16 protein-coding genes are annotated in these 15,110 nt (G+C 35.4%); 11 read left to right on the forward strand and 5 right to left on the reverse strand.

What is annotated here, in order from left to right; translation table 11 throughout:
* Positions 1-37: 37 nt before the first annotated feature.
* The gene (locus G7A72_RS04055) at positions 38-730 is read left to right on the forward strand and encodes an SGNH/GDSL hydrolase family protein (protein ID WP_241258572.1); all 693 of its coding nucleotides are present in this window, start codon (positions 38-40) and stop codon (positions 728-730) included.
* A gap of 68 nt (positions 731-798) precedes the next feature.
* Here G7A72_RS04055 and G7A72_RS04060 read toward each other — a convergent pair whose 3' ends face one another.
* Positions 799-1,209, reverse strand: coding sequence for an OsmC family protein (locus G7A72_RS04060; protein ID WP_165151527.1), 411 nt, complete (start codon positions 1,207-1,209; stop codon positions 799-801).
* Positions 1,210-1,590: 381 nt separating this feature from the next.
* Between G7A72_RS04060 and rlmD the strand changes: the two genes are divergently transcribed.
* The 3 genes from rlmD to G7A72_RS04075 are packed head-to-tail and all read left to right on the forward strand — an operon-like array spanning position 1,591 to position 4,345.
* Positions 1,591-3,003 (forward strand): 23S rRNA (uracil(1939)-C(5))-methyltransferase RlmD, encoded by a 1,413-nt coding sequence (rlmD, locus tag G7A72_RS04065; RefSeq protein WP_165151528.1) that lies wholly within the window; start codon positions 1,591-1,593, stop codon positions 3,001-3,003.
* Positions 3,004-3,030: 27 nt separating this feature from the next.
* Positions 3,031-3,552 (forward strand): DUF6452 family protein, encoded by a 522-nt coding sequence (locus tag G7A72_RS04070; RefSeq protein ID WP_165151529.1) that lies wholly within the window; start codon positions 3,031-3,033, stop codon positions 3,550-3,552.
* Positions 3,524-4,345 carry a DUF6048 family protein gene (locus G7A72_RS04075; protein ID WP_165151530.1) on the forward strand — a complete coding sequence of 274 codons (822 nt, stop codon included), beginning with the start codon at positions 3,524-3,526 and terminating at the stop codon, positions 4,343-4,345. Before G7A72_RS04070 ends, G7A72_RS04075 begins: the two co-directional genes overlap by 29 nt.
* An 84-nt stretch (positions 4,346-4,429) precedes the next feature.
* Here the strand turns inward: G7A72_RS04075 and G7A72_RS04080 are convergent, their stop codons facing one another.
* Together G7A72_RS04080 and G7A72_RS04085 are read right to left on the reverse strand one after the other, a co-directional pair.
* Positions 4,430-4,666 carry a hypothetical protein gene (locus G7A72_RS04080; RefSeq protein ID WP_113666825.1) on the reverse strand — a complete coding sequence of 79 codons (237 nt, stop codon included), beginning with the start codon at positions 4,664-4,666 and terminating at the stop codon, positions 4,430-4,432.
* A 57-nt stretch (positions 4,667-4,723) separates the two neighbouring features.
* Positions 4,724-5,899 (reverse strand): class I SAM-dependent RNA methyltransferase, encoded by a 1,176-nt coding sequence (locus G7A72_RS04085; protein WP_165151531.1) that lies wholly within the window; start codon positions 5,897-5,899, stop codon positions 4,724-4,726.
* 95 nt (positions 5,900-5,994) lie between these two features.
* Between G7A72_RS04085 and G7A72_RS04090 the strand changes: the two genes are divergently transcribed.
* The 7 genes from G7A72_RS04090 to G7A72_RS04120 all read left to right on the forward strand — a co-directional run bounded on the left by G7A72_RS04090 (position 5,995) and on the right by G7A72_RS04120 (position 10,469).
* Positions 5,995-6,759 (forward strand): bifunctional 2-polyprenyl-6-hydroxyphenol methylase/3-demethylubiquinol 3-O-methyltransferase UbiG, encoded by a 765-nt coding sequence (locus G7A72_RS04090; protein ID WP_165151532.1) that lies wholly within the window; start codon positions 5,995-5,997, stop codon positions 6,757-6,759.
* Positions 6,760-7,428: a ZIP family metal transporter gene (locus tag G7A72_RS04095; protein WP_165151533.1), complete on the forward strand. Its 669-nt coding sequence runs from the start codon at positions 6,760-6,762 to the stop codon at positions 7,426-7,428.
* A gap of 113 nt (positions 7,429-7,541) precedes the next feature.
* A complete protein-coding gene (murQ, locus tag G7A72_RS04100) occupies positions 7,542-8,357 on the forward strand; it encodes an N-acetylmuramic acid 6-phosphate etherase (RefSeq protein WP_165151534.1) in 816 nt (271 codons plus the stop codon).
* Between the two features lie 65 nt (positions 8,358-8,422).
* Positions 8,423-8,644: a DUF6095 family protein gene (locus G7A72_RS04105; protein ID WP_113666818.1), complete on the forward strand. Its 222-nt coding sequence runs from the start codon at positions 8,423-8,425 to the stop codon at positions 8,642-8,644.
* The gene (locus G7A72_RS04110; RefSeq protein ID WP_165151535.1) at positions 8,644-9,216 is read left to right on the forward strand and encodes a pentapeptide repeat-containing protein; all 573 of its coding nucleotides are present in this window, start codon (positions 8,644-8,646) and stop codon (positions 9,214-9,216) included. The genes G7A72_RS04105 and G7A72_RS04110 overlap by 1 nt, the downstream gene beginning before the upstream one ends.
* 79 nt (positions 9,217-9,295) lie before the next feature.
* Complete coding sequence (locus G7A72_RS04115) at positions 9,296-9,670, forward strand: DNA topoisomerase IV (RefSeq protein ID WP_165151536.1); 375 nt, start codon at positions 9,296-9,298, stop codon at positions 9,668-9,670.
* 25 nt (positions 9,671-9,695) lie between these two features.
* Positions 9,696-10,469 (forward strand): TerC family protein, encoded by a 774-nt coding sequence (locus tag G7A72_RS04120; RefSeq protein ID WP_113666815.1) that lies wholly within the window; start codon positions 9,696-9,698, stop codon positions 10,467-10,469.
* A gap of 38 nt (positions 10,470-10,507) precedes the next feature.
* Here G7A72_RS04120 and G7A72_RS04125 read toward each other — a convergent pair whose 3' ends face one another.
* A complete protein-coding gene (locus G7A72_RS04125) occupies positions 10,508-13,162 on the reverse strand; it encodes a DNA gyrase/topoisomerase IV subunit A (protein WP_113666814.1) in 2,655 nt (884 codons plus the stop codon).
* 53 nt (positions 13,163-13,215) lie between these two features.
* Positions 13,216-15,078 carry a DNA topoisomerase IV subunit B gene (locus G7A72_RS04130; RefSeq protein ID WP_113666813.1) on the reverse strand — a complete coding sequence of 621 codons (1,863 nt, stop codon included), beginning with the start codon at positions 15,076-15,078 and terminating at the stop codon, positions 13,216-13,218.
* Positions 15,079-15,110: the final 32 nt, after the last annotated feature.

Genomic DNA, 15,110 nt, shown 5'->3' on the forward strand with positions numbered 1-15,110 from the left:
ATTTTTTCTGTTTTCAAAATTTAAAATTAGGTTACAAATGAAAAACATCAAATTAATTTACAGTATACTATTTTTATCAATTGTTATGGGAGGAAAAGTACAGGCGCAAGATTGGCCGAATTTAAATAAATACCAAAATGAAAATGCGAATCTAAAACCGATAGCGCCCGGAGATAAAAGAATAGTTTTTATGGGCGATTCCATAACCGAATTTTGGAGTGTAACAGATTCTGAATATTTTGCTGGAAAACCATACGTTAATCGGGGTATTAGCGGCCAAACCACACCTCAGATGCTGATCCGTTTTAGAGCTGATGTTATAGCCTTAAAACCCGCTGCTGTGATTATTTTGGCTGGAATAAACGACATTGCCGGTAATTCCGGTCCCGCAACATTAGATATGATTGCAAACAATATCTTTTCGATGGCTCAATTGGCAAAAGCAAACAACATTAAAGTGATTTTGTGTTCTGTATTACCAGCGTATGATTTCTCTTGGAAACCCAATCAAAATCCAGCTGAAAAAGTGGTTGCTTTAAATAAAATGATAAAAAATTACGCTGACGCCAATGGCATTCTTTATCTTGATTACTTTTCGACTATGAAAGATGAACGCAACGGACTGAAAACTGCTTATTCCGGAGATGGTGTTCATCCCAACAAACTAGGCTATCAGGTAATGGCTCCGCTAGCTGAAAAAGCAATCACGGAAGTTTTAGCAAAGAAATAATCTACTATACAGAAACAAAAAGGCTCGATTTAAACTAAATCGAGCCTTTTTGTTTTATAAATTCTTGTTTATGCTAAAATTGCTGTACTTGAAATTGCTGCATTCAACACTTTAGAAACCGGACAATTTTTCTCTGCTTTGGTAACCAATTGCTGAAAAGCATCCTCTGTTATTTCTTTTACTTTTGCTTGAACCGTTAATTGTGACGTTATAATTGTCCCATCCACCAAATCGATATCGCATTTCGTTTCGATACTTTCAATTTCAAAACCTGCTTCGGTGATATAAGCCGAAAGTTGCATCGTAAAACAGCCTGCGTGAGCTGCTGCGATCAATTCTTCCGGATTTGTTCCTACTCCTTCTTCAAAACGGGATTTGAACGAATATTGCGTATCTTTTAATGTGGTCGATTGTGTAGTAAGTTTTCCGGCACCTTCTTTCAGTGAGCCATTCCAGACTGCGGTTGCATTTCTTTTCATAATTTTCAGTTTTCTGTTTTCTCAAATTTAGCTCTTTTATCAAAAAACACTTTCAAACAATTGATAATTTAAATAAAATTTAAAGTTCTTTTCAATACTGAAATAATCATAATCTCTTTCACTTGCTACATTATTGCGTGTTCGAAAAAATCCTGATTCCATGAATTCTAAGCTACGTTTAAAATTAATATTAATGATACCTTTCTTATTTAATTCGTTGTGCTTATTAAAAAAGAAAGTGCTTTACGGGCGTAGTGTTATTGCTTGCGTAGCCAGGATTTGCAGTGAAAATCGGGAATAGGCCCAAATAAAAAACAGCTAAATGTGAAAATATTTCGCAATTTGAATTTATAAAACCATTCAAACACTTATTTTTGCGCTATGGCTAAGAAAAATACAGACAAAGTTGTCTTTCATCAAATAAAAGTCCTTGATGCTGGTGCAAAAGGCGTTTCGGTAGCAAAGGCTCCCGATGGAAAAGTAGTTTTTATCCCGAATGTGGTTCCGGGTGATGTGGTTGATGTGCAGACTTTCAAGAAGCGCAAAGCGTATTACGAAGGAAAAGCAGTTCATTTTCATGAATATTCTGAGCATCGTGTAGAACCTATTTGCGAGCATTTTGGTGTTTGCGGAGGTTGTAAATGGCAGAATATGAAATACAGCCAGCAGTTGTATTACAAGCAAAATGAGGTGAAAAATCATTTGCAACGCATAGGAAAAATAGAACTTCCGGAATTTGAACCAATTTTAGGTTCCGAAAAACAGTTTTTTTACAGAAACAAAATGGAATTTTCGTTTTCGAACAGCCGTTGGTTGACCGAAAAAGAAATTGACAGCACTGAAGATTTAGGAAATAGAAACGCACTTGGTTTTCACATTCCGAAAATGTGGGACAAAATCCTGGACATCAATAAATGTCATTTGCAGGAAGATCCATCGAATGCTATCAGAAACGAAGTGAGAGATTTTGCTAATGCAAATGGACTGACGTTCATTAATCCAAGAGCGCATGAAGGTTTATTGAGAACTTTGATGTTGCGTACAGCTTCGACTGGTGAAATCATGGTTTTGATTCAGTTTTTCGAAAATGACAAAGCCAACAGAGAATTGATTCTAAATCATCTTTACGAGAAATTTCCGCAAATTACTTCGCTACAATACGTAGTAAACAATAAAGCGAACGATACTTTATACGATACTGATATTAAATTATACAAAGGTCGTGATTACATTTTGGAAGAAATGGAAGGTTTGAAATTTAGCATTAATGCGAAATCTTTTTACCAAACCAACTCGGATCAAGCGTATGAATTGTATAAAATAACGCGTGATTTTGCTGGACTGACAGGAAATGAAATCGTTTATGATTTATATACCGGAACGGGAACAATTGCTCAGTTTGTTTCGAAAAAAGCAAAAAAAGTAATTGGTGTGGAAAGTGTTCCTGATGCGATTAAAGACGCCAAAGCTAATGCGGTGCGCAATGAAATCACGAATTGTGAGTTCTTTGTAGGAGACATGAAAGTGGTGTTTAATGATGATTTTATCGCTCAACACGGTCATCCTGATGTAATTATCACTGATCCGCCAAGAGACGGAATGCATAAAGATGTAATTGAACAGATTATGAAAATTGCTCCTGAAAAAGTGGTTTATGTAAGTTGTAATTCGGCTACGCAGGCGCGTGATTTGGCTTTAATGGATGAAAAATACAAAGTAACTCGTGTACGTCCCGTGGATATGTTTCCGCAAACGCATCACGTGGAAAATGTTGTACTTTTGGAAAGAAGATAAGCCCCCTAGGGGAACAATAAAGTGTATATGAAAAAAATAATTTTATTGGTATTTGCATTAGCGCTATCCTTCTCCGGTTGTGAGAAAGATGACATTTGCGATGCAAATACTCCCACAACACCACGATTGGTGATTGGTTTTTATGATTTTTTGAATCCTTCCGTTTTAAAAAACGTATCTAATCTGAAAGTTGTTGGCGAAGGAATGACCGACGGAATCCTTTTTAACGGCAGTCAAACGACTAGCGGTAATACTATTTCTATTCCGTTAAAAACTGTTGGAACAAGTACGACCTATCGTTTCACATTAAATTCAGGAAATCCTAATCCTGCGTTGATTGACGAAGACATCATAAAATTTGATTACACCACACAGGAACTTTTTGTTTCCAGAGCGTGTGGCTATAAATCAATTTTTACATTAGATCCCACAAATCCATATACACATACTGATGCGACAGCTGCAAATCAAAAATGGATAAAATTTATATCGGTTGAAAAAAGTAATATCGAAAACGAAAATGAAACACACATTAAGATCTTTTTTTAGTATTTGTCTCGTATTGTCGTTGACTTTAGTACAAGCTCAGGAGACTACTCCTGTCAAAAGTGATCCGAAAACTGCCAAAACAGAACAGATTATTCCTGAAGCGCCATTGCCATTAGTCAAAATTAGTCCTGAAATTATAAAGAACGATTCGATTCCTGTAAAGACCGATCGTTATGGTGTACGTGTGGGTGTTGATTTATATAAACTGACGCGCGCTCTTTATGACAAAGATTACAAGGGAATTGAGTTGGTGGGAGATTATCGATTGACTAAAAAATATTTTTTGGCTGCCGAACTTGGAAACGAAAACAAAACTACGGATGATGATCGTGTCAATTTCACCACCAAAGGTTCCTATATAAAAGCGGGGTTTGATTATAATGCTTACGAGAATTGGCTGGATATGGAAAACATTATTTCTATAGGAATGCGTTACGGTTTCAGTACTTTTAATCAGCAGTTAAATAGTTACAGAATTTATAATGCGAATCCGTATTTTGGAGAAGTTCCTGTAATTCCTTCCGGTAAAAAGTTTGATGGCTTATCCGCGAGCTGGATTGAAGTTGTGGCCGGAGTAAAAGCTAAAGTTTTTGACAATGTATTTATGGGTTTCAGCCTTCGATTGAACCGATTGGTAACCAATAAAGAACCGGAGAATTTCTCTAACTTATATATTCCCGGATTCAACAGAACTTACGATGGTAGTTTTGGAGTCGGATTCAATTATACAGTAACTTATTTTGTTCCTATTTATAAGAAGAAAATTGCACCAAAAAAAGTTGATAAAAAATAACCGCCAATTCGCTAATTTTTATTTTTGGTAAAAATTAGCAAATTAGCGGTTCATATTTAAAACTAATATCTCAGGATTTCTAAACTATCCTATTTCCTTTATTCCTTTCATGAAAATCCATTTCATGAATAATTTCTCTCCATCTTTGGTTTTTATTGCATGAAATTTTGGCGACAAAAGCGTTCCAATAACAAACGCGGTTAAGGGAATCCAAAATCCGGTTAATTTCGTGTAATGTTCTACTAAATATCTGGCAGAAATAAATAATATCGCAAAACATCCCAGTTGGTATAGGAATGCTCGTATTTGTAATTTGGTCATTTTTTTAAGTCTTAAAGTTTTAAAATCAAAAGTTGAACGTAAAAAATTGAATATTGTTTATTCAGCGCTATCAGTTGTTACCTGAAACTTCGTTCTTTTGCTACCTTCGTACATTTCGTATTTTACCAAACGGGCTTCTAAACCAGCATTAAAAAGTTTGATTTTTCTCGAAGGTTTTAATCCAACATATTTCAGTGCTTCCAAGTTCGCTGTAATCATCCAGGCATTTGTTCCAGGATAATTTTTCTTCAATGTATCTCCAATATTTTTGTAGAATTCTTCCATGTGAATGTCCAAACGCTCATCATACGGTGGATTGAAAACAATATGCAGTTTCCCTTCTGAAGTTTTTTCAGTATCAAAAAAGTTCTGCTCTTCAATCGAAATATACTCGTCAAGATTGGCATTTTTGATATTGTCTTTGGCTTTTTGAACCGCACTTGGTGCTTTATCATAGCCTTTTATCGTGTAATGAAACTCCCGAACACGTTTCAATAAACTGTCCGAGATATTATCAAACAAATCATTGTCCCAATCGTTCCATTTTTCAAAAGCAAATTCTTTACGATTGATGTTTGCCGGAATGTTACAGGCAATCATGGCTGCTTCGGCTAAAAATGTTCCCGAACCACACATTGGATCCAAGAAATCCGTTTGACCATCCCAACCAGAAAGCAATAAAATTCCTGCTGCCAAAACCTCATTTATAGGAGCAATATTGGTCGCAGTCCTGTATCCACGTTGATTCAATGCATTTCCTGAAGTATCCAGTGCCACTGAAACTTGGTCTTTATCGATATGAATGTTGATTCTTAAATCAGGATGAATTTTATCAATGCTTGGACGTTGACCAGTTCTTTCTCTGAACTGATCCACAATCGCATCTTTACATTTTTGAGAAACGAATTCCGAGTGATTAAAATATTCCGAATGTACTGTGGTATCAATCACAAATGTCTGATTGGCATTTAATAATTTAGACCAGTTCATGCTCGAAATTCCTTTGTATAAAGCCTGTTCGTTATTGGCCTTGAAAAAATAAATAGGTTTCAGGATTTTTAAAGCGGTACGCAAAGACAAATTCGCTTTGTACATAAAGCCTTTATCTCCTTTAAAACTTACCATTCTTACCCCTTGCTCCACATCTTGCGCGCCAAGGTTTTGCAACTCTTTTGCTAATATTTCTTCAAAACCAAAAAAGGTTTTGGCAACCATTTTAAAATTATTTTCCATTTGCCCCTTTTGCCCACTAAAGCGGGAATTGTTATCGTTATATTCGGCAAAAATACACTAAATTTGCATCAATCGAATTAATTGAAAAATAATAAATGTCCGAATCTAGCAAATCCTCTACCGATAATCAACCACAAACACCTGAAAACTGGTACAGTTCGTGGTTTGACACTCCTTATTACCACATCCTTTACAAGGACCGAAACTATAGAGAAGCCCAGGTTTTCATGGACAATCTTACCCATTATCTGAACCTTCCTGAAAAGGCAACAGTATTGGATTTAGCCTGCGGAAAAGGACGCCATTCTATTTATTTGAACCAATTGGGTTTTGATGTTCTTGGTGCTGATTTATCGGAGAACAGTATTGCCGAAGCCAATAAAAATACGAATGAAACCCTTCATTTTAAAGTACACGATATGCGTGAACATTTTGAAGAGAAATACGATGCCATTTTCAATTTATTTACCAGCTTTGGTTATTTCGAAAATGACGAAGACAATCTGACCACGCTAAAAGCCATCAAAGAAAGTCTTTCGGAATATGGTTTTGCCGTGATTGACTTCATGAATGTTGCCCAAGTCCTTGAAACGCTAGTTCCTGAAGAAACAAAAATAGTTGATGGAATCGATTTTCATATCAAACGTTATTTAAAAGACGGTCATATTTACAAAGAAATTGACTTTGAAGACAAAGGTCAAAAATTTCATTTTACCGAAAAAGTAAAAGCGTTAACCCTAAAAGATTTTGAGGAATTAATGGAAGAAGCCGGAATTTATTTGTTGGATATTTTTGGTGATTACAAATTAAAAAAATTCCACAAAACAGAAAGCGAACGCCTAATCATGATTTTTAAATAAATGAATTACCTTTTACCATTACTTTCGGTACTTGTAGGATATATCGTTGCAATAATCATACGACCAAAGAACAAAACCAACCTAAAATTGTTATTGGCATTCAGTGGTTCTTTTTTACTTTCCTTGACGGTAATGCATTTATTACCTGAAATTTACGAAAGTGCAAACCCAAACATTGGACTCTTTATCATGCTGGGAATATTGTTCCAAATCATATTGGAATTTTTCTCTAAAGGTGCTGAACACGGTCACGTTCACGGACACGAAATAATGACACAAATTCCGTGGTTACTATTCGTAAGTCTTTGTATACATGCGTTTCTAGAAGGATTCCCTGTAAGCCATCATCATGATTTAGCCATTGGAATTGCCATTCATCATTTACCTATTGCCATAATTCTGACTACCTTTTTTATCAATGCAAGTCTGAACAAAAAAGCCATTTTTTTCTTCATGATCACTTTTTCAGTAATGACGCCACTAGGGACCATATTATCTGATTATTTGCCAATATTAAATGTATATTATACTGAAATCACAGCCATCGTAATAGGAATATTATTTCATATTTCATCCACCATTATTTTCGAAAGCAGCGAAGGACACAAGTTCAATATTGCCAAGGTTTCAATGATTGTGATAGGAATTGCATTGGCATATTTTATATAAATTAATAATTTGGGCGTGACCGCAAGGGTCGGGCTATTCGCTTCAATCTTTTTATTTTTAAAGAAAAAATAAAAAGGATTTCCGCTGATATCCCTTACGCAAAAAACAGATATATGGAATTCACAAAAACCACCGAACAATCCTCAAAATACGAACGTTTAGAAACAATGTCGGTTCAAGAATTGTTATCTAATATCAATCAGGAAGACAAAACCGTACCGCTTGCCGTAGAAAAAGCGTTACCCCAAATAGAAACTTTAGTGACTGAAATCGTTGCAAAAATGAAACTTGGCGGACGATTATTCTACATTGGCGCAGGAACATCGGGACGTATTGGAATACTAGATGCTTCTGAATGTCCACCAACATTTGGCGTTCCTTTCGATTTAGTAATTGGCATTATTGCTGGTGGCGATACCGCAATACGCAAAGCCGTAGAAAATGCCGAAGATAACGCTACTCAAGCCTGGATTGACTTGAAAGCTTTTGATATAAATAAAAATGATATCGTGGTTGGTATTGCAGCTTCAGGAACAACACCTTACGTTATTGGAGGATTACAAGCTTGTAACGAAAATAATATTACCACAGGAAGTATTTCTTGCAATGTGGGAAGTCCGCTTTCGCAAACCGCAAAATTTCCTGTAGAAGTAATTGTAGGACCTGAATTTGTAACGGGAAGTTCCCGCATGAAAGCCGGAACAGCTCAGAAATTGGTGCTCAACATGATTTCGACAGCCACAATGATTCAACTGGGAAAAGTGAAAGGCAACAAAATGGTCGATATGCAACTCAGCAACAGCAAACTCGTGGATCGCGGTGTGAAAATGATTATGGAAGAAATTCCCGTCTCCTATGAACAAGCCGCTGATTTATTAAAAAAGCACGGTAGCGTAAGGAAAGTTGTTGATAATTTTACAACTCAATAAACAGATTACAGGTAAATATTTTGACAACTTTCAAAAACTTCGAACCTTAAACTTTAAACAAAACAATGGCAACCAACAAAGAACTATTATCTAAAGGAATCAAATATTTATCCGGAGCTTTACCATTGATTTTCATTGGGCCTACTTTAATATATAATGCCTTTATGAACAAACAAAATGTGTGGCATTATTTAGTTTTAGCAATTGGAATTGTTGCTTGTATTGCTGCCATGTATTTGATGTTCTTGGGGTTAAAAACAATTATGAAAAGCTTATTTAACGACTAATGGAAAACCTAATTCATGTACAAAAAACATTTGAAAAAATTGTTTACGTCGATAAAAAAGTAAACAACCGAGAATTTGAGGATTGCATTTTTAAAAACTGTGATTTATCAAATAGTGATTTCTCGTATAGCACATTTATGGATTGCGAGTTCATTGATTGCAATTTGGCTATGACTAAATTATCCGGGACAAGTTTAAAAGGGATTCAATTTAAAAACTGCAAATTACTGGGAATTCAATTTGAGGAATGTGATGATTTCTTGTTTAATGTGAGTTTTCAGGAATGTGTTTTGGATTATTCCTCGTTTGCCAATAAAAAAATGCCAAAGACAAAATTCAATTCCTGTTCATTAAGAGAAGTAAGCTTTGTTGGAACTAATCTTACAAATGCTGTTTTCGATAATAGTAATTTAGATGGTGCTATTTTCAATAATACGCAATTAGCTGGAGCCGATTTTTCAAAAGCTACTGATTTCAAAATTGATCCTGAATTCAATCCGATGAAAAAAGCAAAATTTTCAACACAAGGAATTATTGGACTTTTGGACAAATATGATATTAAAATTGTGTAATTAGATTTCTAACTACAACCCTTCGATTGAATCAGTAAAATTGATTTACTTTATAAAATTAAAAATAAACCTCTTACTAATGAAAAAAATAATATTCCTCCTCCCACTACTGCTTCTAATGTCGTGTTATGATGCGGATCGTAATTGCAAAGATTTTAAAACTGGAAAATTCAAGTTTGAATATGAAGTTGACGGTGTGAAAAAAACCACGCTTTTTGAACGCAATGACACTATCGAGATTGAAACTTTCGAAGGTAAAACAGATACCGCTGCAATTCGATGGGTAAATGATTGTGAATATGTATTACAAAAAATTCATCCTAAAAATATGGCAGAGAAAAAAGCTATTGGTATGAAAATTTTGACAACCTCAAAAAATTCGTATACCTTTGAATTTGGAATGGTTGGATCAGATGCCAAACAAAAAGGAACCGTTACCAAAATTGCCGATTAAGAATTATAATTTATAACTGAACAAAATGGAAGTATTTTTAAATCCCGACGCCTGGATTGCCCTTTTAACATTGACATTTCTGGAGATTGTATTGGGAATCGATAATATCATATTCATATCGATTGCTACCGGGAAATTGCCCGTAGAACAACGTAAAAGAGCTACTAAAATAGGAATGTTCCTAGCCATGTTCATGAGAATTGCACTTTTGTTTGGTATCAACTTATTGATTCAAATGAAAGAACCTTGGTTTCATATTGATTTTAGTTGGTTTTCAGCTGGAATTACCGGTCAGAGTCTTATATTACTAGGTGGTGGCTTATTCTTAATTTATAAAAGTACAAATGAAATCAGGGAGAAAGTTGATGAAAAAGGACATGAAGAAAAAGAAATAGGAAAAGCAGCAACGAAATCATTCCAGAACGTACTGTTACAAATTATCATGATTGATTTAGTTTTCTCTTTTGATAGTATTCTTACCGCGGTGGGTATGACAAACGGAGTGGAAGGTGCTTTATACATTATGATAACTGCCGTAGTTATTTCTGTATTAGTTATGATGCAATTTGCTGTTCCTGTTGGAAATTTCGTAAACAAACACCCTTCTATTCAGATACTTGGATTATCATTTTTAATACTAATTGGAATGATGTTACTTACTGAAAGCGCTCATTTATCAAATGCTTTGATCTTTGGTAGCCATGTTACACCAGTGCCAAAAGGATATTTATACTTCGCAATTTCATTTTCATTACTTGTTGAAGTACTAAATATGAAAATGAATAAAAACAAAAAATAAATTGCGATAAAAAAAGCTTTCAAACGGAAGCTTTTTTTTTAGTCTAAACTTAATGTTATTTGTCCATCATCATCTAATTGTACTTCATCACTATCACCATCAATTTCTTGATTTTCTGCAACTTCCGGAATCACCTCAGCAGGTGGCTCATAAGGCAAGGGTTCCATCAAATTAACTTGCTTCAACTTATCAGCAGTTAACTGATTTCCTTGCGCTTTAAATCCTTTCAAGGCAATAAAAGATTCAATGTCCACCGTCATATTTTCTTTTTGAACACCTTTTACTTTTGAAAAAACTAATTCGGCTACAGGACGATAATCAGTAGACACTATTTCGAGATGTGAATTAGTATGTTCCGTGATGAAACTTTCTTCTTTGTTTTCCGTTTCTACTAAAAAACGTTTGATATAATAACGCTCTTTTTCTCCATCATAATAAATGGCTGATATTGGTTTCTTTGGAATCCATTTTTCTAAAACTACCATATCTTCATCAAAATGCGTAGACAATTCCGGCGTAATTACCTTCGCTTTCCCCGATTGTGAGATGATTAAAATCTTATCACTTGGTCTGAATTCGCCTAACAATTCTCCTCTTCCATCTACATTCAATCGTTGAACAGTATCATCAAACCAAACTTTTCTTGGTAATAAAGTAGAAATTCCCTTCTCCTTCAATTCTATTTTTTTGATTGGATATTTGGTAACTAAATTCCCTTTAGAAGCACGTCCCTTTATCGATAAACTGGCAAAATCAATATCGAATTTTAATTTTTTGACACTTCCTATCTGGCGTAATAATATTGTAATTACTTCTGCTTCACCATTTGGATTGCAAGAAAAATACAATACTTGAGAACCAGCAGTTTCATTGGTTAAATCGTAGGCTTTGTCTCGGGTAACTCCAGAAACATTGAAACGTTTTATGTATGAAGGCCCCGATTTTCCATCACGGTATATCATGTTATAAATCGTTCTTTTATCGCTTTTGTCAAAAATAGCAATATGAATTATGTCTTTACCCACGAAAGTTTTGGCATCTACTTTGGTAATCATCATTTTTCCGTCACGCAGAAAAACAATTACATCATCAATATCCGAACAATCCGTCACGTATTCATCTTTTTTCAAGCTCGTCCCTACAAATCCTTCTTCCTTATTGACGTATAATTTAGTATTTCTTAAAACTACTTTCGTCGCTTCGATATCATCAAAAATTCGAAGTTCTGTCTGACGTTCACGGCCTTTTCCGTACTTCTCTTTCAACTTCGAAAAATAGGCAATTGCAAAATCAATCAGATGTTCTAAATTGTGTTTTACTTGCTCGATATCACCTTCCAATGATTCAATTTTATCCTGTGCTTTATTACTGTCAAATTTGGAAATACGCATGATTCGGATATCTAACAAACGTAGAATATCTTCTTCGGTAACCGCACGTTTTAAGTGTTTTGTATGTGGTTTCAAACCATCATCAACAGCTTTAATTACCGATTCACGAGTCGTCATTTCTTCAATGTCACGATAGATTTTATTTTCGATAAAAATACGCTCTAAAGAAAGAAAATGCCATTGTTCCTCCAATTCACTCAATTGAATTTCAAGTTCACTTTTCAGCAATTCAACCGTTCTGTTCGTTGATATCTTCAACATTTCAGAAACACCAATAAAAAGTGGTTTGTTATCCTCTATCACACAACCTAACGGCGCCACCGAAGTTTCACAAGCCGTGAAAGCAAATAATGCATCAATGGTTTTATCAGGAGAAACACCCGGAAAAAGGTGAATTAATATCTCTACCTCCGCCGCGGTATTGTCTTCAATTTTCTTGATTTTGATTTTACCTTTTTCATTCGCTTTCAAAATACTGTCAATCAAAGTCGTCGTATTGGTCGAAAACGGAATTTGAGTAATCACCAACGTATTTTTGTCCAACTGACCAATTTTGGCACGAACCCGAACACGTCCGCCACGCAATCCGTCATTATAATTTGACACATCAGCAATACCTTGCGTCATGAAATCCGGATACAGTGTAAAAGGCTTCCCTTTTAATATTTTTATCGAAGAATCGATTAATTCATTGAAATTATGAGGTAAAACTTTCGTGGAAAGACCTACGGCAATACCTTCGGCTCCTTGTGCCAAAAGCAACGGAAACTTCACTGGAAGATTGTTCGGTTCTGCTCTTCTTCCGTCATAAGAAACACCCCAATCGGTAATTTTTGGACTGTAAATAACTTCCAAAGCAAATTTAGACAAACGCGCTTCAATGTAACGAGAAGCCGCAGCACCATCACCTGTTAGGATATTTCCCCAGTTTCCCTGACAGTCAATCAATAATTCTTTTTGTCCAATTTGCACCATCGCATCACCAATACTCTGATCTCCGTGAGGATGATACTGCATGGTGTGCCCAACTACGTTCGCAACTTTATTGTAACGACCGTCATCTAATTCTTTCAAAGAGTGCATGATACGACGTTGCACAGGTTTAAAACCGTCTTCAATCGCCGGAACGGCACGCTCCAAAATTACATACGAAGCATAATCCAGAAACCAGTCTTTATACATTCCCGTAACTTTGGTAATGGTATCGTTTCCGTCTTCTTGATTATCGTAAAAATGCTGTCCTTCAGACTGTTTACCTTCGTTTTGATCTTCTGGAATTATGTTTTCTTCTTCTTCGTCCATTTATTTTCTATGAATTGTATATGGATTCCTCCTATCAACTTTAATCTGTTTTTTTAAACTTTCTCAATTACATCTAATTCCACCTTCAAATTCTTGATGATAAATTCCTGTCTGTCCGGAGTATTTTTTCCCATATAAAAAGAAAGCAATTGCTCAATCGAAGTATTTTTGTCCATCATAATAGGATCAAGACGAATGGTTTCTCCAATAAAATTCTTGAACTCATCCGGAGAAATTTCTCCCAATCCCTTAAATCGGGTGATTTCCGGTTTCGGCTTTAATTTTTCGATTGCCGCTTTTCGTTCCTCGTCAGAATAGCAATAGATTGTTTCTTTCTTGTTTCGAACTCTGAAAAGAGGTGTTTGCAAAATATACAAATGTCCTTCTTTTATCAATTCAGGGAAAAATTGCAGAAAGAACGTAATCAATAGCAATCGAATGTGCATTCCATCGACATCGGCATCAGTTGCAATTACAATGTTGTTATACCGTAATTTTTCCAATCCGTCTTCGATATCCAAAGCCGCTTGCAATAAATTGAATTCTTCATTTTCATAAACAATTTTCTTGCTCATTCCATACGAATTCAAAGGCTTACCACGCAAACTAAAAACGGCTTGCGTATTTACATCACGTGATTTGGTAATCGACCCCGAAGCCGAATCTCCCTCCGTAATAAAAAGCGTGCTTTCCAAATTTTTAGGATTTTTAGTATCCGGAAGATGAGCACGACAATCTCTTAGTTTCTTATTGTGTAGGTTAGCTTTTTTGGCACGATCAGTGGCTAGTTTTCTAATACCAGATAATTCTTTACGCTCTCTTTCGGCTTGAAGAATTTTGCGTAATAATGCATCTGAAGTTGCAGGGTTTTTGTGCAAATAATTATCTAACTTCGTTTTCACGAAATCATTTACAAAAGTACGCACAGATGGCATTCCTGGCTCTGAACCCATATCAGTTGAGCCTAATTTAGTTTTGGTTTGCGATTCAAAAACCGGTTCCATCACCTTAATACTTACCGCTGTAACAATCGATTTTCGAACATCTGAAGCTTCGAAACTTTTATTATAAAACTCCCGAATGGTTTTTACAATTGCTTCACGATACGCCGCTAAGTGCGTTCCTCCTTGTGTGGTATTTTGTCCATTTACGAAGGAATGATATTCCTCGCTGTACTGCGTTTTACTGTGTGTTAAAGCAATCTCGATATCGTCGCCTTTCAAGTGAATGATTGGATATTCTAAATCTTCGGCGTGAATGGTTTCTTCTAATAAATCTTTAAGACCATTCTCTGAAAAATATTTTTCTCCGTTAAAAATGATTGTCAAACCATTGTTTAAATAACAATAATTTTTAAGCATTTTGATGATATACTCGTAGCGGAATTTATAATTTTTGAAAATGGCCTCATCCGGAATAAAAGTTACTTTAGTTCCTTTGCGTTTGGTTGTATCAATAATATCCTCTTCAAGAACTAAGTTTCCAGCGGAGAATTCTGCTGCTTTTTGTTTCTCGTCCCGAACAGATTCTACACGAAAATAATTAGACAAAGCATTTACGGCTTTTGTCCCCACTCCATTCAAACCAACGGATTTTTTAAATGCCAAAGAATCATATTTCCCACCGGTATTCATTTTAGAAACGACATCAATGACTTTTCCTAATGGAATTCCACGACCATAATCTCGAACAGTAACGGTCTTATCCTTAATAGTTACCTCGATTGTTTTACCAGCACCCATGACAAATTCATCGATACAGTTATCGAGCACCTCTTTTAGAAGAATATAAATACCATCATCCGGAGAAGAGCCATCACCCAATTTCCCGATGTACATTCCGGGACGCATGCGAATGTGTTCTTTCCAGTCGAGTGACCGAATATTATCTTCGGTATATTGATTTTGATCGGACATTGTGAATTTTCTGGATTTTAACTTGGTTCTGT

The organism is Flavobacterium sp. Sr18 (genome assembly GCF_011064265.1).
Taxonomy (GTDB): Bacteria; Bacteroidota; Bacteroidia; order Flavobacteriales; family Flavobacteriaceae; genus Flavobacterium; species Flavobacterium petrolei.

Bases quoted from the DNA above. Each gene is read 5' to 3' on its own strand.
- G7A72_RS04110 (WP_165151535.1), top strand. From the start codon at position 8,644: ATGGAAAACCTAATTCATGTACAAAAAACATTTGAAAAAATTGTTTAC.
- murQ (WP_165151534.1), top strand. From the start codon at position 7,542: ATGGAATTCACAAAAACCACCGAACAATCCTCAAAATACGAACGTTTA.
- G7A72_RS04115 (WP_165151536.1), top strand. From the start codon at position 9,296: ATGAAAAAAATAATATTCCTCCTCCCACTACTGCTTCTAATGTCGTGT.
- rlmD (WP_165151528.1), top strand. From the start codon at position 1,591: ATGGCTAAGAAAAATACAGACAAAGTTGTCTTTCATCAAATAAAAGTC.
- G7A72_RS04105 (WP_113666818.1), top strand. From the start codon at position 8,423: ATGGCAACCAACAAAGAACTATTATCTAAAGGAATCAAATATTTATCC.
- G7A72_RS04120 (WP_113666815.1), top strand. From the start codon at position 9,696: ATGGAAGTATTTTTAAATCCCGACGCCTGGATTGCCCTTTTAACATTG.
- G7A72_RS04075 (WP_165151530.1), top strand. From the start codon at position 3,524: ATGAAACACACATTAAGATCTTTTTTTAGTATTTGTCTCGTATTGTCG.
- G7A72_RS04055 (WP_241258572.1), top strand. From the start codon at position 38: ATGAAAAACATCAAATTAATTTACAGTATACTATTTTTATCAATTGTT.
- G7A72_RS04095 (WP_165151533.1), top strand. From the start codon at position 6,760: ATGAATTACCTTTTACCATTACTTTCGGTACTTGTAGGATATATCGTT.
- G7A72_RS04125 (WP_113666814.1), bottom strand. From the start codon at position 13,162: ATGGACGAAGAAGAAGAAAACATAATTCCAGAAGATCAAAACGAAGGT.
- G7A72_RS04085 (WP_165151531.1), bottom strand. From the start codon at position 5,899: ATGGAAAATAATTTTAAAATGGTTGCCAAAACCTTTTTTGGTTTTGAA.
- G7A72_RS04080 (WP_113666825.1), bottom strand. From the start codon at position 4,666: ATGACCAAATTACAAATACGAGCATTCCTATACCAACTGGGATGTTTT.
- G7A72_RS04090 (WP_165151532.1), top strand. From the start codon at position 5,995: ATGTCCGAATCTAGCAAATCCTCTACCGATAATCAACCACAAACACCT.
- G7A72_RS04070 (WP_165151529.1), top strand. From the start codon at position 3,031: ATGAAAAAAATAATTTTATTGGTATTTGCATTAGCGCTATCCTTCTCC.
- G7A72_RS04060 (WP_165151527.1), bottom strand. From the start codon at position 1,209: ATGAAAAGAAATGCAACCGCAGTCTGGAATGGCTCACTGAAAGAAGGT.
- G7A72_RS04130 (WP_113666813.1), bottom strand. From the start codon at position 15,078: ATGTCCGATCAAAATCAATATACCGAAGATAATATTCGGTCACTCGAC.